This is a genomic window from Paenibacillus sp. AK121, from assembly GCF_019042715.1.
Classification (GTDB): domain Bacteria; phylum Bacillota; class Bacilli; order Paenibacillales; family Paenibacillaceae; genus Paenibacillus; species Paenibacillus polymyxa_C.
On the sequence record NZ_JAHPJM010000001.1, the window covers coordinates 232,156 to 254,512 of the forward strand.

17 protein-coding genes are annotated in these 22,357 nt (G+C 43.4%); 12 read left to right on the top strand and 5 right to left on the bottom strand.

The window, feature by feature from the left end:
- The first annotated feature begins 39 nt into the window (after window positions 1-39).
- Together KSP24_RS25535 and KSP24_RS00965 are read left to right on the top strand one after the other, a co-directional pair.
- On the top strand, window positions 40-1,545 hold the full coding sequence (locus KSP24_RS25535) for a Hachiman antiphage defense system protein HamA (RefSeq protein WP_367949277.1): 1,506 nt from the start codon (window positions 40-42) through the stop codon (window positions 1,543-1,545).
- Between the two features lie 3 nt (window positions 1,546-1,548).
- Window positions 1,549-4,092 carry a DEAD/DEAH box helicase gene (locus tag KSP24_RS00965; RefSeq protein ID WP_216974247.1) on the top strand — a complete coding sequence of 848 codons (2,544 nt, stop codon included), beginning with the start codon at window positions 1,549-1,551 and terminating at the stop codon, window positions 4,090-4,092.
- A 439-nt stretch (window positions 4,093-4,531) separates the two neighbouring features.
- Here the strand turns inward: KSP24_RS00965 and KSP24_RS00970 are convergent, their stop codons facing one another.
- On the bottom strand, window positions 4,532-4,759 hold the full coding sequence (locus tag KSP24_RS00970; protein ID WP_028542234.1) for a helix-turn-helix domain-containing protein: 228 nt from the start codon (window positions 4,757-4,759) through the stop codon (window positions 4,532-4,534).
- Between the two features lie 108 nt (window positions 4,760-4,867).
- On the opposite strand from KSP24_RS00970, the gene KSP24_RS00975 reads away from it, so the two are divergent.
- From KSP24_RS00975 to KSP24_RS01005, 7 genes are all read left to right on the top strand, one after another.
- The gene (locus tag KSP24_RS00975) at window positions 4,868-5,134 is read left to right on the top strand and encodes a hypothetical protein (protein WP_025365530.1); all 267 of its coding nucleotides are present in this window, start codon (window positions 4,868-4,870) and stop codon (window positions 5,132-5,134) included.
- A 419-nt stretch (window positions 5,135-5,553) separates the two neighbouring features.
- Entirely contained in the window at window positions 5,554-6,948 is a 1,395-nt protein-coding gene (locus tag KSP24_RS00980; protein ID WP_216974248.1) for a TldD/PmbA family protein, read from the top strand.
- 3 nt (window positions 6,949-6,951) lie between these two features.
- A complete protein-coding gene (locus tag KSP24_RS00985; RefSeq protein ID WP_216974249.1) occupies window positions 6,952-8,295 on the top strand; it encodes a TldD/PmbA family protein in 1,344 nt (447 codons plus the stop codon).
- A 213-nt stretch (window positions 8,296-8,508) separates the two neighbouring features.
- A complete protein-coding gene (gene thrC / locus KSP24_RS00990) occupies window positions 8,509-9,900 on the top strand; it encodes a threonine synthase (RefSeq protein WP_216974250.1) in 1,392 nt (463 codons plus the stop codon).
- A 419-nt stretch (window positions 9,901-10,319) separates the two neighbouring features.
- Window positions 10,320-11,696 (top strand): NADP-specific glutamate dehydrogenase, encoded by a 1,377-nt coding sequence (gene gdhA / locus KSP24_RS00995; protein WP_216974251.1) that lies wholly within the window; start codon window positions 10,320-10,322, stop codon window positions 11,694-11,696.
- Window positions 11,697-11,989: 293 nt separating this feature from the next.
- Entirely contained in the window at window positions 11,990-12,382 is a 393-nt protein-coding gene (locus KSP24_RS01000; RefSeq protein WP_058711620.1) for a MarR family winged helix-turn-helix transcriptional regulator, read from the top strand.
- Between the two features lie 50 nt (window positions 12,383-12,432).
- Window positions 12,433-13,086 carry a nitroreductase family protein gene (locus KSP24_RS01005; RefSeq protein WP_064961978.1) on the top strand — a complete coding sequence of 218 codons (654 nt, stop codon included), beginning with the start codon at window positions 12,433-12,435 and terminating at the stop codon, window positions 13,084-13,086.
- A 143-nt stretch (window positions 13,087-13,229) separates the two neighbouring features.
- Here the strand turns inward: KSP24_RS01005 and KSP24_RS01010 are convergent, their stop codons facing one another.
- Both KSP24_RS01010 and KSP24_RS01015 read right to left on the bottom strand, forming a co-directional pair.
- Window positions 13,230-14,387, bottom strand: coding sequence for a VanZ family protein (locus tag KSP24_RS01010; RefSeq protein WP_216974252.1), 1,158 nt, complete (start codon window positions 14,385-14,387; stop codon window positions 13,230-13,232).
- 7 nt (window positions 14,388-14,394) lie between these two features.
- A complete protein-coding gene (locus KSP24_RS01015; RefSeq protein WP_013372423.1) occupies window positions 14,395-15,738 on the bottom strand; it encodes an amino acid permease in 1,344 nt (447 codons plus the stop codon).
- 272 nt (window positions 15,739-16,010) lie between these two features.
- Here KSP24_RS01015 and KSP24_RS01020 point away from each other — a divergent pair, with 272 nt between their 5' ends.
- Window positions 16,011-18,005: an ABC transporter substrate-binding protein gene (locus KSP24_RS01020; protein ID WP_216974253.1), complete on the top strand. Its 1,995-nt coding sequence runs from the start codon at window positions 16,011-16,013 to the stop codon at window positions 18,003-18,005.
- 118 nt (window positions 18,006-18,123) lie between these two features.
- Here KSP24_RS01020 and KSP24_RS01025 read toward each other — a convergent pair whose 3' ends face one another.
- On the bottom strand, window positions 18,124-19,176 hold the full coding sequence (locus KSP24_RS01025; RefSeq protein WP_216974254.1) for a 2,3-butanediol dehydrogenase: 1,053 nt from the start codon (window positions 19,174-19,176) through the stop codon (window positions 18,124-18,126).
- A 341-nt stretch (window positions 19,177-19,517) separates the two neighbouring features.
- Here KSP24_RS01025 and KSP24_RS01030 point away from each other — a divergent pair, with 341 nt between their 5' ends.
- A complete protein-coding gene (locus tag KSP24_RS01030; RefSeq protein WP_216974255.1) occupies window positions 19,518-20,555 on the top strand; it encodes a LacI family DNA-binding transcriptional regulator in 1,038 nt (345 codons plus the stop codon).
- A gap of 87 nt (window positions 20,556-20,642) precedes the next feature.
- On the top strand, window positions 20,643-21,278 hold the full coding sequence (locus KSP24_RS01035) for a hypothetical protein (RefSeq protein ID WP_216974256.1): 636 nt from the start codon (window positions 20,643-20,645) through the stop codon (window positions 21,276-21,278).
- A gap of 96 nt (window positions 21,279-21,374) precedes the next feature.
- On the opposite strand, the gene KSP24_RS01040 is transcribed toward KSP24_RS01035, so the two are convergent.
- Window positions 21,375-22,304 (bottom strand): AraC family transcriptional regulator, encoded by a 930-nt coding sequence (locus KSP24_RS01040; protein ID WP_216974257.1) that lies wholly within the window; start codon window positions 22,302-22,304, stop codon window positions 21,375-21,377.
- Window positions 22,305-22,357 lie beyond the last annotated feature (53 nt).

A 22,357-nucleotide genomic window follows, 5' to 3' on the forward strand; every position in this document is an offset into this window, starting at 1 on the left:
GATACTATTAAATATTTATATAAAACTACAGCGAAAATTATCTGCCGTAACCAAGGTACTGCATTTTTAATTGATGAAAAACGTGCTATTACAGCAAGACATTGTATAAAAGAGCATATTGACAATAATGAGCCAATAGAACTTGAATTTTATCCTGGAAGTACGAAATCTTTTAAAAGGTATGCGAATTTAATAGCTGATTCACTCGAAGATGATATGGCTCTGCTTGAAATTACTGATAAAGTAACGCATATTGAAGAATGGCTAGCAATTGACGTAAATAGTTATGATAGCAGGGAGATTGAATGGGAGAGTATGGGGTATCCCAAAGATTGGAATACTGATGCCGAGGGAGATGCTTATTGTTATCTCAGAGGGCAACTCTACTTTGATAGCAGTTTTGATGACAGTAAAGAGTATGATAAGCAATTAACAAGTAATTATATAAAAGAAGACTGGCCGTACGGTCTTTCAGGCCTATCAGGTGCCCCATTATTGGTTGATAAGAAAATAGTTGGTATCTTAATTAAAGAGGAGTACAGCCTTTTAAAGAATCAACTGAAGTCAGTTAGCTTTTTCAAGTGTGCAAATTTCTTGCTACAAAATGGAATTTTGATTAATTCTTCGCTAGCAAATTCCAATAACTTATTGAAGCAAAGATTGGATATACAAAAGAGAGTATGTAACGATATATTCAACAAAATAAACCATTCGATGATAAATCAGGAATTGAATATGGATGTTGATTTCTACTATGTAAAATATCATGAATCAGGAAATAAAAGAATTAGTGAACTAGCTGAACATTTAACACTTGTTTTACAACAGTATGCTAATAGTCTAACCATTATTAGTTCATCATCAAATGACCTACGTAAACAATTAGAGATTTTTAAGAATAATAATAAAATAGTTAGTGAAATTAGCAAAAGTGGAAAACTTGGTTCTATGCTCTTGTGGATGTTGATAGAAGGAATTTTAGAAATGCCTAAAATGTATACAAGAATTAGAAGCGACATCCCATCTACAGAACTGAATTATATTTCAGATGATGTGCATGCAGGCTTGAAGAATGGGCAGTTGGCGCTATTTATTGGTGGAGGCATTCTACATGATAATTTTGAAGTAGCTATTACTACAATTCTTAAAGAATTAGAGGAAATAGTGAATATGGAGAATGATTTTCTCTTTTATGATGATTATTCATATGAGACTTTAAATCATGGTCCGTTGAAGACTCTAATTGACAAATTCTTTGATTCAAGGGATTGGACCAAAGTTAACGTAGAAATGACTGTATTTACAGGTTATAATTCTGAACTTTTGAATATGTTTGAAAAAGATGGAATAAACGGTCCAACCTTAGAGAAACATTTAAATCAATATTTTATTAGTGAATTGAAGAAGAACTACGAATCTATTTGCCATCAATTATTAAAAACAAGCAGTATTAAAAACGTAAAGATTAATTGGTTTATACTTCCTTTTAATAAAATTATTGATTTCGAGAATCAATTTATGCATAAAATTGGAATGGAGGTGTGATTTATGAGCTTCGAGTCCCTAATATATAGAATGGAATACTCAGGAAATATAGATTTTTTAATAAAAAAAATAAAGAAAATGGAAATTCAACTAGAATTCTTTAATCAAACTGATGAAGAGTTATCGGGTGAAGAAACTAGGATACTTTTGGAGTCTGCAAATATATTAGCTGGATCAGTTAAAATTAAAAATAAACAAAAAGCATTAAACATTGCTACCACTCTTCCTTTGATCAAACCGTCGAATTCGATTGTAATGGCTTCTTCATTAATATTGAGGAAACTTGGAAATTACCCTGGAATAAAATTGTTAGAAGATCGAAATAAACTAAGTAATTATAAAAGACAATTAAATGGGATGGCGCTTTTCGAAGCACATGTGTTTGAGAATGCTAACACTAGAAATTTATCAGGGAAAGATTATCTTTTAACTAATTTTCAGAAAAGAGTAGTTGACATGATCGAGGAAGAGGTAGATGGGATTAGTATTTCTGCTCCTACATCTGCTGGAAAGTCATTTGTATATCTCAAAGTGTTATTAGATAAGATAGTTAAACAGAAGGGTACTACTGCTATTTATATTGTGCCAACAAGAGCACTAATTAAGCAAGTTATGAACGATTTCCTTTCAAGTATATCGGAAATGGGACTAAAGAATATCTTTGTAGGATGTTCTTCGGAAATTGAAGTCCTAATCGAGCATCCAGAACGATCGAATATACTAGTTTTAACTCAAGAAAGGTTATATCAACTTTGTAACAGAAAAGATGTAAACAGAGTTAAAACAAATATTATTGTAGTGGACGAGGCTCATAACATTCAATATGGTGGGAGAGGAGTATTACTTGAAAACGCAGTTAAATTTTCTCGTTTACTCTGGCCAGAGACAAAGATACTGTTTTCAAGCCCGCTTGTTAAAAATCCACAAAAATTATTGGAAACATTTGAGTTCGAGAATGGGGCAAATGAAAGAGATAATTTGCCACTGGTACGTCAGAACATCATAACAGTAAAGTTGTTAGAAGATACGTTGTTGGTTACCGCATTATTTAACAAAGAAGAAATAGCTATAGGGAAGAAAAGTTATACTTATTCGGGAAGTAAAACAATTTCTAAAGTTCTTTCCAGTGCAACATTAGACCTTTGGAATAATCAAACTTCAATTGTCTACTCAAATGAGCCAATGCTTTCCACTGATGTAATCAGAGAGTTATATAACAATGGAAATTTTCCTCTTCTAGATGATGTGCGTTTAAATGATTTTGCTGACTTTATTGAAGAATATATTACAGAAAGCTATGAACTTGCAAATTTTATAAGAAGGGGACTAGCATTCCATTTTGGTTCTTTGCCTGCAATTATAAGATCCGGTATTGAAGATCTATTTAAATTAGGACTCTTAAAAATAGTGAGTTGTACGTCAACCTTATTAGAAGGTGTAAACATGCCAGCTAAGAATATTTTTGTTTACAAACCTAAAAAAGGTAGAAAAAACCCTATTGATAACCTTAGTTTTTGGAATTTAGTGGGGAGAGCTGGACGAATCGGAAATGACTTTTCTGGTAACGTTATATGTATAGAATTAGAAAGTTGGGTCACAAATCCAGTTATAGGAGAAAGATATCAGGATATAATTCCCTCTTCTGAAATCAGGTTAGTTAAGGAACCAGAAAAATTTAAAGATTTTATCAAGAGCGAAAATCCAAAAAGGCAAGAAAGTGATGATTATAACGAGCAGTTATTCTCGCTAGTTATTAAAGAGCATCTGCTTGGCGAAAGATTGGAAAATTCTTTGTATAGTACAGATCAAAATTTAGATATTTTAAAAGAGATTGACACTATAACTGGTTCAACAATAAACGCATTTAAGCCTCCTACAGAGTTATTGAATAAGAATCCTGGGGTTATGCCCCAGAAAATAAATGCATTGTGGGATTTTTTGGTTGATAATAAGAGTGAGATTGATTATCTCTGCCCAGTTTTCCCATTAAACGAAAGTGGCTATGAACGTTTTGACTTGATAGTTAATGCTATCAATGTTTTCTTTAATGATAGTTTATGGACTGAAAAACAGGTTAAAAGAATCACTACAGTAGGAGATAAATGGATGAAAGGCGTTTCTTTGACAAGTCTTATTTTTTACGATAGACAGATTCTAAACAGAGAACAAAGAGAAATTACTAAGCATGTTAAAGACCAGATTGAATTTATAAATAAAACAATCAGATATCAAATAGTTAAATATACTCAAACATATATCGAAGTATTAAAAACCTTCCTTATTAGCATTAATAGAAGAGAGGATTCTGAAAAAATAATAAATATATCGGCATATTTAGAGTATGGAGCTTGCGCTACTTCTGCATTAGAGTTTATGGCAATTGGTTTACATCGTGAAGCTGCAATCAAGTTGTCTCGTATTATGGGATTTCACGATAATATTACTACAGATACTTGTATAGAGTGGTTAAAGAATCTAGATGTAGAATCAATTGATGTAGCAAATTATTTAAAAAAAGAGATTTATGGATTACAGATGACTTTGTAACCGCAACAATATCCGTTGTTTTTTGGTCACACTTTTGCTTTGTTGAGCATTACGTTAAACTCGAACGTATAACAAAGAAAGTTAAAGAAAGCCTTGTTGGACAAGGCTTTCCAATGTATTTCCCTAACGCACAAAGACTTATCGATCCACTGACAAAGAAGAGGTCAAAAATGTGCTCTCCAATGTTGTGTATGCCATTTTTCACTAAATTTGTTCCATTGAAATTATTTAATATTCAAGTTTCAGGGCCTAGGAGATATGCTGGGCCTTTTCATCATACTTCCCCTAGTTTTCGAAACATGACTTTCCCCTCTTTAAGGACGGTTTTTCCAAAATGAGTTTTTAATAGGAATGTATAATCGATATGATATAGGGATATTTATTATGTTTGTTAAAGTATTAGAGGAGGAATTTTCACTTTAAACACAACAAAAATCAACTAATTTTGTTCTACCTCACTAACCAGATCAATAATTTCCCGAATATCTTCAATATTCATGGCTTCGGCTATTCTTTCGATATGATTAAAATTAATGCTCTCACGTTTACCTGATTGAAGTTCACTGAGAGCGGCGTGACGAACATCTGATAAACGTGATAGTTCTCTCAAGGAGATATTGTGTTTTCTCGTAATTTCGTTTATTTTCACAACTACTTTCTTTGCCATTAGGGTTCCCACCTTATTTTACAAATTTTTCTTGACGATACGCATAAACGTAACATATAATTTTTGTAAAACTGGTACTCATATACGTACCAAAAGGTGGGGAATATTTTGACTTCTCAGAGTGACATGGTAGCGGAGTATGAAAAGTTAGTAGAACTTGAAGAGCAATACACAGAGAGGATTCAAACTTGTATTAAATTACTTGGAGATGCGTTTAACATTATCGCTGCCAAAGCAGGAGCGTTGAGCATGGATTCAGTTAAGGAAGCGACCTATTATTTACACTCAACGGAGATTGAACTAAACCATGTTTTGTACTATATCCGTTTAGAGAAAAGCATTTTAACTAATCAGTTAGAAATTGAAACAAAATGAAACAAACCCAAGCATAACAGCGGAGGGGACGGAATCGTTCTGAAGAAGCGGAGCGTTCGCCTTTGACCCCGGATTTTACCGTTAGAAATATAATCAAAAAAATCTGGGGGCAACAGCGATCGGAAGAATGATCCGTCCACGTAGCGTCCTTAGTTGCACGTACTTGCTCAATTCACCCAGTAATCAAGCAACTCAAGCTAACCCGACATGGCCCTTCACGGTCTTATCGGGTTTTCTCATTTCAATCCCTCCATCCCCGCGCATAAATCTTCACGCCCCTCCCAACACCGTCACCCAGATAGTTACACCCACTCCCACATCATGTATAGTAAAGTTATGGGAAATAAGCATGAACCCGCATATGTTCTTGATCGCTTAGACGTACAATATGAAACATGGCAAAAATGAGGAGGAACGTGATGATACATCCAACACAGATTCAGGATATGCTGCAAGCCGCGCTGGAGACGGGCGGGGATTTTGCAGAGGTGTTTGTCGAGGACCGCACCAATGGTCAACTGGGCATGACTGGAGGCATCGTGGATACGGCGCTGTCAGGCCGGGATTTTGGGATTGGCATTCGGATTATGAAGGAGCATTTTTCGGTGTATGCGTACACCAGCGATATGAGCGAACAGAGCCTGATCCGACTGGCCAAATCGGCCGCCAAGGCTATTCGCGGCGGTGGAGCACCAGGTACACACACCATTACACTCCATCCTCATGCGATTCCTAACCAACATCCGATTGCGATCATTCCTGACGGTTTGCAGAAACGCGCCAAGATCGACATGATGAGACGGGCGCATGAGGCGGCAAGCCAATACGATCCTTCCATCACGCAAACCTCTGTTGGGATTAGCAACTCGATCCAGAACGTCTTGATCGCCAATAGCAACGGGCTATTGGTGGAGGATACCCGTACGTATACACGCATGAGAATAAGCGCGATTGCGACGGATGGGGAGCATAGACAGTCCGGGTTCCGTGGGCCGGGAGCGTATGCTGGGACTGAATTTCTGGAGAATCTGAATATCGAAGAAAATGCCAGACACGCCGCTCGGATTGCGTCCACGATGGTCAAAGCGGGATATGCTCCTAGTGGTAGACTGCCTGTCGTGATTGAGAATGGCTTCGGCGGCGTCCTTTTTCACGAGGCGTGTGGACACGGGCTGGAATCTACAGCGGTGGCGCATGGAACTTCCGTGTTTGCGAATAAAATCGGGCAGCAGGTGGCTTCACCGCTCGTTACAGCTATAGATGATGGAACGATTCCGAATGCATGGGGTTCGCTCAATATCGATGACGAAGGGGCGCCAACACAGCGCAACGTACTGATCGAGAACGGTATTTTAAAAGGATATCTGATCGACCGCATGGGCTCGCGCCAGATGGGTGTACCTGCGACAGGATCGGGACGAAGACAGTCCTATAAATTCGCGCCTGCATCCCGTATGAACAATACGTTTATTGCGAACGGGGATTCGACCCGTGAAGAGATCATTGCGAATACGGAGTACGGAATCTATGCCAAATCGCTGGGCGGCGGTTCGGTGAATACTTCGACGAGCGACTTCAATTTTGCAGTCGAAGAGGCTTACATGATTCGCAACGGCAAAATTGCCGAGCCGGTCAAAGGCGCAACGCTGATCGGCAAAGGGATTGAAACCCTGCAAAATATTGATATGGTCGGCAACAATCTGGATCATGGTCAGGGCATGTGCGGCTCGGTTAGTGGAAGTCTTCCGGTGAACTGTGGACAACCGACGATTCGTGTATCCGAGATGACCGTCGGTGGACGGAAAGGGGAATAGGCGATGAATATTCAGCAGTTTCAGGAAGCGTTGTTCGCCAAAGGTCGGGAAATGGGCTATGCGGATATGGAAATCTACTATGTAAATGGACGTTCTACCTCGGTAAAGGTGCTGAAGGGAGAGATTGACCAATATACCATCGTTGAGAATGGCGGACTTTCCTTCCGTGGTGTCATTAACGGGAAAATGGGCTATGCCTCTACGGAAAAGCTGGAACCGGATGTGATCGACTTCTTATTGGAGGAAGCACGCAGCAACGCGGACATATTGGAGAGCGAGGAGCAGGATGAGCTGTTTGCAGGCTCTGAGAGCTATCCTGAGCAGCCTGATTATGCCTCAACGCTTGCTGACACAGTTCCTGAGATTCTGATTGAAGCGGCGCTGGAAATGGAGCGTACAGCGCTTGCCGCAGACCCACGGATTGTGATGGCTCGGCATTGTTCGGTCAGCATTCGTGAAAATGAAGTCCTGATTGTGAATACCAAAGGGTTACACTGCCATCGTCGTAAAAGCCTAGCGAACGCTTATGTGTATGTGATTGCAGCAGACCATGGCGAGACGGTTACCGGGGGCTGGCATGATTATTCGCTCCGGAGCGTGGAGGAGATCGATATTGCGGATGTGGCGCATAAAGCCGTACAAGAGGCCGTTTCCAAGCTGGGTGCGCACACGATTCAATCGGATAACTATCCGGTCATCTTCCGTCATGATGCAGCAGCGCAATTGCTAGCTGCGTATACGTCGGTATTTTCAGCGGAGTCAGTGGATAAAGGCTTTTCACGCTTAGCTGGGAAACTGGGACAAAAGGTGGCAAGCGAACATATCACACTGATCGATGATCCGCTGATGGAGAATGTTCCGGCAGGCAGTACGTTTGATGCCGAAGGCAGTGCGACACGCCGCAACGAGATTATCAAGGATGGCGAACTACGGACGTATTTCCATAACCGCAAGACAGCCCGCAAGGCTGGGGTGCAGAGTACCTCTCATGCTTCCAAAGGCAGCTATAACGGTAAAATTGGGGTGTCGTATCATAATCTGTACGTGGCTCCAGGCACGTCTACGTTGGAAGACATGATTCGCAAGACGGATCGCGGGCTGATGATCGTCGAGCTGCAAGGGCTGCATGCAGGTACGAATACGGCGTCTGGTAATTTTTCGCTGGCTTGTCTGGGCTACTGGATTGAGCAAGGGCAAGTGGTCAGAGCGGTCAATCAGATTACGGTATCAGGCAACTTCTTTGACGTGCTACAGCAGGTAGAAGAAGTTGGCAACGATTTGCGTTTTACAGGAAGCTGCACTTCTCCTTCGCTCAAGCTGGCTGCACTCTCGATTTCAGGCTCGTAATGGCTGGAGTAGCCTTCCTTTTCACACTTACGGCCTGTTCCTGACGTTCTAATTGACTAGTGATGATAGATGCTTGATGCATCAGGGTATGGTAAAGTAGGAGAAAGTCTTTGAAATATGAAAAAAAGGCTTGGTTACAGCACCGCGACAGGGTATTATAGACAATAATATATTCGAAAAAGGTTCGAATTGAATTTTTATTGGGGGATGTATATGAGATATATAAGCACTAGAGGTCGAGTAGAAGCCAAGGGATTTATTGATACCGTGCTCATGGGGTTAGCTGACGATGGAGGTCTGATGGTACCGGAGCAGATTCCGACCGTGTCGGGAGCTACGCTGGAGCAATGGGCTACATTGAGCTACAGAGAGCTGCTGCTGGAAGTTTTTGCGCTGTATATCAATGATGAGATTCCTCGTGAAGATTTGGAACAACTGGTGGAGCGCAGCTATGCGAGCTTCCGTCATCCGGAAGTTACGCCAGTGAAGAAGATCAACGATTCCCTGTCTATTTTGGAGCTGTTCCATGGACCTACGTTCGCGTTCAAGGATGTGGCGCTGCAATTTATGGGTGAATTTTATTCCTACGTGTCCAAAAAGCAGAATGAAATCATTCACATTTTGGGTGCAACCTCAGGCGATACCGGGGCGGCAGCCATTCAAGGCGTGCGAGGCAAGGAAGGCATCAAAATCTGTATTTTGCACCCACACCAAAAGGTGAGCAAGGTACAAGAACTGCAAATGACGACGGTAGACGATGAGAACGTGCTGAATCTATCTGTAAAAGGGAACTTTGACGATTGTCAAAAAGTGATTAAGGACCTGTTTGCCGATTTGGACTTCAAAGCCAAACATCATCTGCGGGCGATTAACTCGATTAACTTTGTGCGTATTTTGGCGCAGACGGTATATTATTTCTATGCTTATTTCCGGGCGCAGGAGTCATCGGGTGCAAAGAAGATCAATGTCAGCGTGCCTTCCGGCAACTTTGGCAATATCTTTTCCGGCTTTCTCGCAAAGGAAATGGGTCTGCCAATCCATAAGCTGATCATTGCCACGAACGAAAATAATATTTTGGAGCGCTTCGTGAAGACAGGCGAATATAAGCCAGGAGACTTCAAAAGCACATACAGTCCTTCGATGGACATTCAAGTGGCGAGCAATTTCGAAAGATACCTGTACTACTTCCTCGGAGAGGATGCAGCCAAGGTATCTGAATACATGAATAACCTCAAAACCGAGGGACGGATTGTGATCGGGGCAGAGGATTTGAAACGGGTACAGCAGGATTTTGAAGCGCTTGGTGCTTCGAATGAGCAGTGTCTGGAGCTGATCAAAAAATACAAGGCTGAATACGATTATTTGCTCGATCCGCATACAGCTTGCGGTATTGCCGCGTATGAGGCGTATAATGGCGCGGACGAAGTCTGTGTGACCTTCGCGACAGCACATCCGGCCAAATTCGATGAGGCGATCCGTCTGGTGGATATTAAGCAGGAGTTCCCGGCGCAAATTGAACAATTGTTCTCCAAGCCGCAGCACCAGCAGGTGGTAGAGCATGACGAGGCCGAAATTGTGCATCAGCTTGAAGCCTTTTATGTGTAACAGAATATTTCCGTAACGGTGAGTGGTTACATTCTTGCTGATGAGAAAAGAGGCTGCGCCTTGTGCGCTAGCCTCTTTTTTTATAATCCATATTTTCCAGATATAATGTATGTTTTAGTTTCAATTTGTTCACATTATAATGCCATACAAAGTAAGGTGTGAAAGCCTTAGAAATCGTGAAAAAAGCCCGTAAATCAAGGGATTTGGCTTTAGGAATATAACAGGCAATGGTAGGTTCATAGAGTTATTTAATGAAGGATACAAAAATCTTTTATAGGCGAATTGGATGTATTTATATAAAAAATCATGTATAGTTAACTAAATTTTATGAATACATAAAGTTCCACTCTCAAGGGTGCAGAATAAAGTCATTCCGTCATTTAACAGAGGGGCTAATTATAAAAGGGGTGTATTAAATAATGACCATGATCCGTCCAGAGCAGAGTCAACAAGCAGCAGCTGAATATGTGCAGTCCGTTTTTGAGAAGGTTATCGCGCGCAATCCTCATGAGAATGAATTCCATCAGGCCGTCAAGGAAATTTTGGATTCGCTAATTCCGGTATTGGCTAAGCATCCTAAGTATATGCAGCAGGGGCTTTTGGAACGGCTGGTGGAGCCAGAGCGTGTCATTACCTTCCGTGTACCCTGGGTAGACGATGCAGGCAATGTACAGGTCAACCGTGGCTTCCGCGTACAGTTTAATAGTGCGATTGGTCCTTATAAAGGTGGACTCCGTTTCCATCCGTCCGTGTATCTGGGTATCGTCAAATTTTTGGGTTTTGAACAAATTTTCAAAAATGCGTTGACGGGTCTTCCCATCGGTGGTGGTAAAGGCGGTTCGGACTTTGACCCCAAAGGTAAATCAGATAACGAAGTGATGCGTTTTACACAAAGCTTTATGACGGAGCTGTATAAATATATTGGCCCAGATGCCGACGTTCCGGCAGGGGATATTGGCGTAGGTGGCCGTGAGATCGGATACATGTTTGGGCAGTACAAGCGAATTCGCGGAGGACATGAAGGCGGCGTCCTGACGGGTAAAGGGATTCATTACGGAGGTAGTCTTACACGTACGGAAGCAACTGGCTACGGTTGTGTGTATTTTGTCAATGAGATGCTGCAAGCTCAAGGTTTGTCCTTTGAAGGACAACGTGTCGTTGTGTCGGGCTCGGGTAACGTATCCATTTATGCGATTGAAAAAGCCCAGCAACTCGGTGCTACAGTCGTGGCATGTAGCGACTCGAATGGTTATGTTTATGATCCAGACGGTATTGATCTCAAGCTGGTGAAGCAGCTTAAAGAAGTGAATCGTCTGCGAATTAGCGAGTATACAAAAGAGCGTCCAGGCGCAATCTATACAGAAGGCTGCTCAGGGATCTGGTCAATCCCATGCGACATTGCATTGCCATGTGCGACACAGAATGAAATTGACGAGCATGCAGCGCAGTTGCTGGTAAGCAATGGCGTAAAAGCTATAGGTGAAGGTGCGAATATGCCGTCCTCGCTACAGGCTATTGAAGTATTTTTGGAGAACAGAGTTCTGTTTGGACCAGCCAAAGCTGCTAATGCAGGCGGAGTAGCAGTCTCGGCGCTCGAAATGTCGCAGAACAGCATGCGCCTGTCATGGACCTTTGAAGAAGTGGATGCCAAACTCCATGATATTATGAAAAATATCTATGCTAACAGCGTGAAGGCAGCTGAGGAGTACGGCGTACCGGGCAACCTGGTGGCTGGAGCGAACATCGCCGGATTTGTGCGTGTAGCTGATGCTATGCTGTCTCACGGAATTATCTAATTGAAATCTAATTGAACGCTACAATTCCTTTTCTCAACTGTACAATGATTAATAACCTAGCTAATAAAAGCAAACTTGAAGCTGAGCGGCTCCGTGGGAGTCGCTCAGCTTTTATTTGGAATGAGGCACTTTATTTTTCTCAGGGACTTGATTTATTGTTAAAGAGGATGTATATTACTTGATAGATCAATAATTGATGGATCAAAGATTGAATCACGAGACCCAGCGATATGCTAAAGGGAGGAGAGATTGATATCACCCAGACACCATCCGAGGCTGAGTATATTTTTGATATGCTGCTGCTGCTGAACAAGCAGATTAGCTCCAAGTTTGAGCGGTGTGCGGGGATCAGCGCATCCAGATTGCAGTTGTTATGCAAGTTGTATCAAGTGGAGGAGATTAGCCAAACGCTGCTGCAAAAAGAGATTGGCATCGACGGTGCGGCCGTAACGCGCCATTTGAAACAACTCGAGGCGACAGAAATGGTCACACGACGCACGAAACCAGAGGACAACAGGGTTACTTTGGTAAGCTTGACCGATTATGGACGTGCGCGTATTGTCATCTTTAAGCAGGAGCGCTCGCAGTTTGTAGCTCAGCTTCTACAGAGCTTTGATGAGACCCAGCGGAATCAACTAGCCGATATGCTGCAAGTGATGAATAGTCATATATCCAGTATGGACTGACAACATTGTCATATTACGATTACCCACAGAGGAACAAAGGAGAGATTGGAATGAGTAATACGAATACATCCAATATTGTAAAAACGAATGATTTTAAGGAAATCGCACTGGGACGCCGTTCGGTAAAAGTATACGATCCGTCCGTGAAGATTAGCCGCGAGGAAATGACAGAGATTCTAGCGGAAGCTACACGCGCACCATCCTCCATTAATCTGCAACCTTGGCGTTTCCTTGTTATTGATAGCCCAGAAGGTAAAGCAACCCTGGCGCCATTGGCTCGTTTCAACCAACGTCAAGTGGAGACCTCTTCGGCAGTGATCGCTGTGTTTGGGGATCTGAACAACTTTGATAATTTCGAACAAATCTTCGGAGAAGCTGTAGAACTGGGCTATATGCCACAAGACATTAAAGAAATGCAACAGGAAAAGGTAACAGCCCATTTTGCTGCCCTTGATCCAGTGGTGAACAGAGAAACGGTCCTGATTGACGGTGGATTGGTGTCTATGCAGCTTATGCTGGTGGCACGTGCTCATGGGTACGACACTAATGCTATCGGCGGTTATGAAAAGGATAAAATTGCTGAGGCCTTTGGTATGGACAAAGACCGTTATGTCCCTGTTATGCTCATTTCGATGGGTAAAGGAATCAACGAGGGTCATCCGTCCACACGTCTACCAATTGATCAAATTGCACAGTGGAAATAAGTTGAGTTAACATCTATACGCAACATAAAATATAAGCAACATAAAAAAACAGGTGGAGCAAGGACATCTCTTTGCTCTCACCTGTTTTTTATTTGCCTGGATGCAATGTAGATCCGGGGCTTGATGACGTGTCGATCCTCTGGTTATTTTTGTACTATATTCGCTCCCGACGTCTGTGTTGGGTCAGCGATGTCATTCTGAGTAGGATGGTAGCGCTTGGGCCATATAATCTGGTGCGAAGTATGGCTAAGCTCCTCATAAAATAACAGGCCTTTCTTGAATAGGCGTATGACTAGATGGAAAAAGAACCATCCGTTCATCACCAACAGCACAAGGCTGATCAGAACACTTATCCAAGGAGACAGATGAGATCCCAGTACAGATCCACCTAGTACGTAATTCAGTCCAAAATACAACCAATACAAGAGACTGTAGCGCTTCATGAGCTCCCACAGGGAAACTCTTTTTCCTCTCCCTGTAAGATGAATGCGTACCATCCACTTCCCCGGAGTTCGTCCATTCGTCAGGTAAGGAACCACCATAAAGTAAATTCCACTGGAAACCCAGAAAGCAGCAGATACATGCAGGGACTCCATAATGCTGAGCAACCCCGCCCAAAGGATAGAATCCACTAAATAGGCTACTCCTCGTCTCGTATAGGACACCCGTTTGGTCGTAATGTCCAAGTGCTTGTCCAGATGTTCCAAACGGGGAAGGAAGCGTGAGAACCATTCGCCGAGCAGAAAGCCCAGCATACCGCCCAATGTGTTAGCCATCAGATCATCCACGTCAAACACACGATACGCATGGTCAAAAAATCCATACAATCCTGTCAACTGTGTCACCTCAAAGAAGAGGGACAAGGTGAAGGACAGAATGAGACACCATCTCCATCGTGCACGGAAATAATAACGTAAGAACATACCGAAAGGCATGGTCATCATCACGTTAAAAACCACTTGCAGAAAAGCACGCTCCTTCAGCAAATGAACATAACTGGAGGGATGAGCAGGTGAAACGGATGTTTCTCTTATAATGTCTTGCACGAACTGCAAGGGCATCAATTGCAACGCTCCCCCGGCCAAGGCTGCATTATGACGCGATGCTGGAAGCGGTAGTATGACCAGAAAGAAGGCGTTCATCAAGTATAACAGCATCAAGTAAAGCAGCCACGCTCTAGCCTTGTGAATATAGCCATGTCTGCGATATTGCACGATGAGAAATGGTAGTGTAAACAGTAACGCAGCAACAGGGAAGGCTAGAAAAGCATATGAAACTGGAAACAGATACGATTGAATCATGAGCTGTTTAAGCCTGCTTTCTCCGGAACTTCACCAAAGACCAGATGATTAAAAATGCCATAAAAGCCACGCATACACTGATGCTGATCCGATTTTGCGGGTCAATCAAGAACAGGAAGGCAATGACCCATAGGCATCCCACTGTTACCGCCGTTATATAAGGATATCCCCATATCTTGAAAGTAGGCTCTACTGGATAAGATTTGCGCAGTTTCAATTGAGACAGGCAGATACAGCTCCAGACAAGCAGCACGACAAAGCCAGGTACAGCCATCAAAATACGGAACAGCCCGTCCTGAGCGACGTATGCGACCATGGAGCCAACAATCAGGATGACTGCGCACAGTTTGAGACTGTTCACCGGAACTCCATTTGAAGACAGGCGCGCGAGTGACTTGGGACCTTCTCCATTAATCGCCAGCGAATGGAGCATGCGTGTAGCCCCGTAAATTCCCGAATTGGCGGCAGACAGTACAGCAGTGATCAGAATAAAGTTCATGACATGAGCTGAGCCTTGAAGCCCTACAGAAGACAATACCTGTACAAACGGGCTGGTACTTGCATCCAATTGGTTCCAGGGAATCAAGCCACAAATAATGAGAATTGGCAGCGTATAGAACAAAACAACGCGAAGAATAAAACTTTTAACCACTTTAGGCAGTACCTTTTCTGGATTTTCAGTCTCCGTCAACGTCAATCCGATCAGCTCAGACCCTCCGTAAGAAAAGGTAACGACCAGCAACGCCGAAAAGATAGCCAGCCAGCCATTGGGGAGAAACCCGCCGTGCTGCGCGTAGTTGCTCAGATAAGGTGGAGTTTCAGTGGGAATAATTCCGAATAGTATACAGCCACCCAAGGCGATAAAGATAATAATCATGGCGATCTTAATACCCGCCAACCAAAATTCTAGCTCCCCTAAACCGCCGACACTCAGCATGTTGACGACAATAATGAAAGCCGCACTTGCTAAGCTGAGGAGCCATAGAGGAACATCTGGCAACCAATATTGCAGAAAGCTTCCAGCAGCAATGACCTCAATGACACAGACGGCCAGCCACATGAAGCAATACAACCAGCCGATAATAAAAGAAAGTCGCTCTCCAAAAGCCTTGCGAATAAAATCCTTCATATTCATGTTGGGATAGACGGTAGCCATCTCGGCAATCGCGCCCATAACGACCAGGAGCAGGAGTCCTGCGAAGACATAGGACAAAATAACTCCAGGTCCTGCCAGGCTAATCGTCTCGGTACTTCCTTTAAAAATACCCGTTCCGATGACTCCACCCATAGCCATAAAGGTAATATGCCGTGGTCGAAGCTTTTTGTGTAAAGTTGCTTCATTTGATTTCAATATGAAATCCTCCTTCATCATAGTGTATAGCTTCAGCATAGCCCAAGCAGGGTTACTTCAATTAGACTTATACTACATGAAAATATCCAATTAGGAAATGAAAGAAATAGGATCTGGTAGGAAGAATGACATAGATAGGGGACAAACTGGTGAACAGAGGCAGAATGATATCGTTGACGATTGTTGTATTATGATATCATTCTGTCTTTATGATATATAATGAGGTTGGTTTGAAAAAAAGTATGATATTTAAGAAGCGGAGGCTTGGATACGTGAAGCAGGATCGGCAAAAGCAGACAGGTTCCCATTCCGGGATGAGTAAGGGACATGAAGCTGATGAGCTGAACAAGCTGCTGTCCGTATGGCTTCACTCGTCGATCCGTGTCATGGATGTCCGGCACATTCGAATGGAAGCGGGAGAGCTGGTTCAATCGTATCGTCTCCCAGCGCATGCTTTTGTGTTTATGCTACAAGGTAGCGTACGCTTGGCTGGTGATTGGGAGGATGAATCCCATTCAGGGTATGTACTGCATGGCAGCAAAGGCTTTGAACTGAATATAAAGCCCTCGCCATGCGGAATCGAATATATTCTTGTACTATATAAAGCAAACTCTTTTTCGGGAAACACGGTGTATAATCATCCTTCGATAGCTTATGGTTTCAGACCGTCCTATCCGGTTATACTTTATCAAAAGCTGCAACTACTGGCCGACGCCTGGCAGGATCAAGAGGCGTTATCGAAGATTCAGGCTCAGGGTCGGTTCTATGATTTTGCATATGAATGTATGCGTCAATGGCAGGAGCCGCAGGCTCGGACTTCCACGCGGGATGTCGTGGCACAGGCGATTCGATTTATGCAGGCTCATTATGCGGAGTCCATCACGCTGGAACGTCTGGCTGGATTATTGGAATGCAGCCCGCGACACCTGACCCGATTATTTAAAAAACAAACGGATTGCAGCCCGATTATGTATCTGATTCAATTACGGATGGACAAGGCGAAGGAGCTTTTGCGGAAGACGGATGCCACTTTACAGGATATTGCTGTGAGTGTGGGGTATCCGGACGTCTATTTCTTTAGCCGGGCATTCAAAAAATATACTGGTGTATCCCCGGTTCATTATCGGGACAGCTTATATTCATCTGCTTTTATTAGTAATATGCGTCTGGATAATCCATCAAGCATGTCTGAATGTTCCATTGATTCGAAAAGTGGCGCCCTGCATACTGTTATTGAGGATAATAATCATTATCAAAATCATGATGAAGGGATTTTACGAATGAATAGAAACGCAAAGCATTCCATGGCATTTATTTTATTGCTTAGTTTTACCCTCCTGCTGAGCGCATGCTCAGACTCATCCAGTCCTGCGGCAACCGATGGCGCTTCGCAAGGGAACAATAATACATCAGCGGAACCAACATCACAGGAAAGAGTGCTGAAGGATGCACTTGGGCATGAGGTGAAGGTTCCGGCTCAGCCTCAGCGTGTGCTCGCTTCTTATCTGGAGGATCATCTGGTGGCGTTGGGTGTTAAACCGGTAGCCCAATGGTCGGTAGGTAAAAATTCAGTTCAAGCTTACCTGCAAAAAGAATTGAAGGATGTTCCTGCCATCGCTTCAGATCTTCCGTTCGAGGCGGTTCTGAACTTCAAACCTGATCTGATCATTATGGACAGTGCGAGTATGGTCGAAGGTGACAAATATGATCAATACTCCAAAATTGCTCCGACCTATGTTGTAGGTAGTAATATGAATAATGATTGGCGCCAAGAGCTGCTGACCGTGGGTGAGGTGCTGAATAAGAGCAGTGAAGCGAAGCAGGCATTGAGCGAGTACGACAAAAAAGCAGCAGAAGCGAAAGCCAAGCTAAGTCAGAAGGTAGGACAAAAAACCGCTGCGGCATTGTGGGTAACGGATAAAAACGTATATGTGGTGAACCAGAATCTATCCAGCGGTGATGTATTATACAAGGATTTGGGATTCAAGATTCCACAGGTCGTACAGGAGATTTCAAAAACAGCCAAGGCGAACTGGAGTAACTTATCCCTGGAAAAACTGGCTGAGCTGGACGCTGATTATATCTTTATCGTGAACAGCAAAAAAGTGAGCAAGGATGAGATTATTAAAGATCCAGTCTGGGCAGGAATATCGGCAGTTAAAGAAGGGCACGTATACGATTTTGGTAAGGATTCCAGCTGGTTGTATACAGGTACAATCGCAAACAGTCAAATGATTGACGATGTTCTGAAAAATGTAATGAAGTAAGCAAAACGGTAATCAAAAAAACGCTGCTCATCTTGACGACAGTATGTCGCAGGAAGGAGAGCGTTTTTTTATATAAAAAGATGCCTGCAAAGGGCAGACATCTGATTTATATTCGATATTAGGATTGCGGAGATACCAGGATTTTAACCTGATTTTTCTCTTTCAGGAGACCTTCAAAACCTTGCTCGATCACTTCTTCGAGCTTAATACGTTTGGTCACAAGTTTGTCAGCAGGGAAATATCCTTTTTCCATCAAGCTGATGACAGCCGGGAACACATCACGGTAGCCGATAATACCAGTCAGATTGCGTTCCTTCATGACAATATTGTTCGGTTTGATCGGAGCTTCTTTTTCAAAAATGCTGACGATCATGATTTGTCCGCTGATTTTAGTGGATTCAATCGCTTGAGTCAGCACAGGAGGTACTCCAGTGACTTCATAGGCTACATCTACGCCACCGTTGGTCCGTTTGTGCAGCTCTTCCACAACATCATAAGTCTTAGGATCAAGCACGATAGCACCCAGCTCTTCAGCTTTAGCTTTACGCTCTTCGGAAAGCTCTACTGCATAAATCTCAGATGCGCCTGAAGCTTTCAACGCTTCAATTACGAGCAAGCCGATAGGACCAGCGCCAAATACGACAGCTTTATCGCCGACTTTCAATTGGCTTTGACGTATAGCATACAAAGCAACAGCCGATGGCTCTACCAAAGCGCCTTGCTCGAAAGATACGCTTTCTGGAATTTTGTGAACCATGTGCTCGTCAGCAGCCACATATTCAGAAAATCCACCGCCGCCGCCTGCCAAACCGAGGAAGCCCATTTTATCGCAAAGGTTATATTTACCTTGTTTACATGCATCACATTCTCCACATGCAAAAACGGGTTCAACGACTACACGGTCGCCAACCTGAATTTTGGTTACGCCTTCACCGATTTCAACGACTTGTCCAGAAAATTCATGTCCCATCACGACCGGAGCTTTTTCACCAGTCAATGGATGCTGAGCATTTTCAGGAATGAAGATCGGTCCTGCTACATATTCGTGGAGATCACTTCCGCAAATACCACACCATTCGACTTTGATTTTTACTTTTCCGGGAAGAGCAGCGGGCTGCTCAATGTTTTCCAAACGTAAATCTTTTACTCCATGCCATCTCAATGCTTGCATGTTTTGTCATCTCCTTGATGATTATATGATCATTGCCGCTATAAAAGTGAATGAATTAGGAAACGTTTCCGAAAAATAATATGTCACAATTTTTACACATTGTCAAACCAAATTAATGCAAAAAGCACTTGATTTTTTTGTGAATATAATCACTTGTGACTATGGCGCTATATTTGACTCATTGCTTAGTACAAAAGAATTTTTGCGAATTTTGCAAGTGAAGCAGAGGCTAGAAGAAAACGAATTCAATTTTTAGAGACCCATTCTGTGGTATAATATCTATATTAGAGAGTTTATGTGCATAGAGAGAAAACGATTCCGAGCGTGAAAGGATTTTGGGTGTGTCAGAGCAAAAGAAAGTAACCATAGAGGATGTAGCCAAGCGGGCAGGGGTCGGTATTGCGACTGTCTCTAGGGCTATTAATGATAGTGAGGGCATCAGCCCCAAGACGAAAGCATTTATTTTGCAAGTAATTGAAGAAATGGGCTTTACGCCCAATACCTCGGCTCAGAGTTTAAAGGTGCGGCAGACACGGCAAATTGCGCTGGCTGTACCGGATATTCGGAACGCGATCATTCCAGAGATTGCTTGGTCTGTAGAACAGGCTGCCAAGCAGCACGGTTATCGTGTCGTGCAGATCAATACGGCCGGGAATGCCAGAATGGAGCTTGAAACAGTGCGTGAGGTTAAGAAGCTGCATGTAGACGGGCTCATCATTATGCCGCTGGCGTATCCCAAAATGTTGGTTGATCTGATTAATAGAGCCAGCGTTCCGGTGTCGATTATTAACTATGGTAAGAAGCTGGGTGAAGACGTTAAGGCGGATATCGTCAGTCTGGCCCGGCAAGAGGGAAGACTTGTGATGGAGCATTTGCTTAAAATCGGGAGAACGAGAATTGCTTATGCAGGTGCGGCGAAGGACAAAATCGAAGAGAGATACTTTGCTTATGAGCAGTCTCTCCAGCACGTGGACCCTTCGCTTGTGTATTTTGGCGATGATTTTTCCTTTGAAACCGGGCTGCGGGCAGCCGATTATTTTTACAGTTTGAAAAACATGCCGGATGCGATTTATGCAGTTAATGATATGGTGGCTATAGGAATCGTGAATCGCTTTAAGGATTTGGGTGTAAAAGTACCGCAAGAGGTAGCAGTGGTCGGTATTGATAACAATTTGTGGGCTACGGTCACAACCCCGCAGATCAGCTCAGTTTCCATCATGGGGGAAGAGGTGGCGCGTCTGGCTGCGGAACTGCTGCTTAAGCGAATTCAGGACCAGACCGTGGGAGATTATGAGCGTGTACAGTTCGAGCCTCGTTTGATTGTCAGGGAATCCAGCGTCTCCGTGATCCGTAAGCCTACGGTTGGGCGTGACGAGTAGAAGATAAGTCTAGATCTGAATCCTGCTCCGTCATACCAATAGATGAGCGGTCGCAGGTGTAAAAGGTGTGGATAGGAGAGTGGATTCGTGTCAAAAGGTAGCGTGTTTGTTTCTGTAGCTTGTACTATACTATTGCTGGCTGTAATCATAGGGTGTACTCCCCATGCTGACCCTGCGGCGCCGTCTGGAGCAAGCAATGAGGTGTCTAAGCAAAGCGCAGTCAGTACGCAGCGTGCCCAGCAAAGTAAAGAGGAGCTTGTGCTGTCCTTTTATAAGGATTCCTCTCTCAATGATGAAGTAAAGGTACGTCACATTACGGACCAATTGGCAGGTATTGATTGGAGGAAGATGAACGAAATCAGTGAACATCAAAGCATGGAAATTATCGAATATTTGTATAAGCAGCGTGCTTTGATTCCTTCGGAAAGTTTCCCCAATGTGATTAAGGGCACTGCCGGCTTGGATGGAGCGTTAACTGAAGAATACGATAATCTTATGGGAGATTTGTTTACAAGGGACAAAACTGCGATGACCCGAGCATTGGCAAATATGGACAAAACCAACCGTGTACATGGTATAGGGGGCATCGGGTATGCTCTCAGCTATAGCGACCCCAAGGAAGTCAAGAAAGAGATTCAGCAATGGCAGGCAGGACAGCAGCTGACTGCGGCAGAGAAGGATGTTATTCGTGCCCTGTTCGCCAAGCTGGATAATCCCTATTGATGCTGAATGAGTGATGAGCTTTGCCTCGAAGTATATAAAATGAAAAGCTGCTTCTCTACCCGGGGCAGCTTTTTGTGCTGTTTTTACATCCTGCGATTATGATTGGAGGTGATCCTGATCTACACGCAAGCGCTTGATGTCACGAATTGGAGGCAGGCCGAACAAGCGAGCGTATTCACGACTGAATTGAGAGGGACTCTCGTAGCCTACCTGAAAACCGACATCTGCCGCATCTGCTGATTCAGATAACAACAGGCGACGAGCTTCTTGCAGACGTAATTGTTTTTGATATTGCATGGGGCTCATAGCCGTAACCTCTTTAAAATGACGATGTAGCGACGAAGGACTCATACTAGCCAGTTGGGACAATTCCTCAATTCGCAACGGCTTATCATAATCTTGTTTAATTCGCTTTATGACTTCTGCGATCCGGCTTGAATGGCTGCCAGTCATGACCAGTTGTTTTAAGGATTCCCCCTGCTTCCCCTGTAAAATCCTATACAATATCTCACGATTGACTAATGGAGCCAGCACCGGAATATCCTGCGGTCTTTCCAAAAGATGTACGAGCCTTACCACGGCATCCAGCAGTAGGGAGTTGGTTTGACTTACATACAAGCCTCGTCTGGAATCAGGTATTGAGGTAGTAGGAAAAGTAGACTCCTTGATGAGATCCAAAACCTGATGCGGATCAAAATTGAGCCGGAGGCACAAGTACGGGGCTTCTGCTGAGGCTTGTATCACCTGTCCGGAAATTGGTAAATCCACCGAAACCACAAGGTAGTCGGATGTGCCGTAATAGTAACTTTCCTCTGCGAGTATCACAACTTTTCTCCCCTGAGCCACAATGCATAAGGCGGGTTCATGAACCTGATAAATCGGAACGGTGGTATTCGAACTTCGGACGAAGTAAAGTGAAGGGATATCTGTAGCGTGAACTCCGTCGTGACTTGTAAATTGTTCTATGAGACTGGGCAATTCGGCTTGCTTTTCCGTAGTAGAACTCTCAATTTCGGTTGCTTTCACTAGGACCCTCCCTTTTTCACAACGTAGCTAATCTTCACTCTTCAGTGGACAAT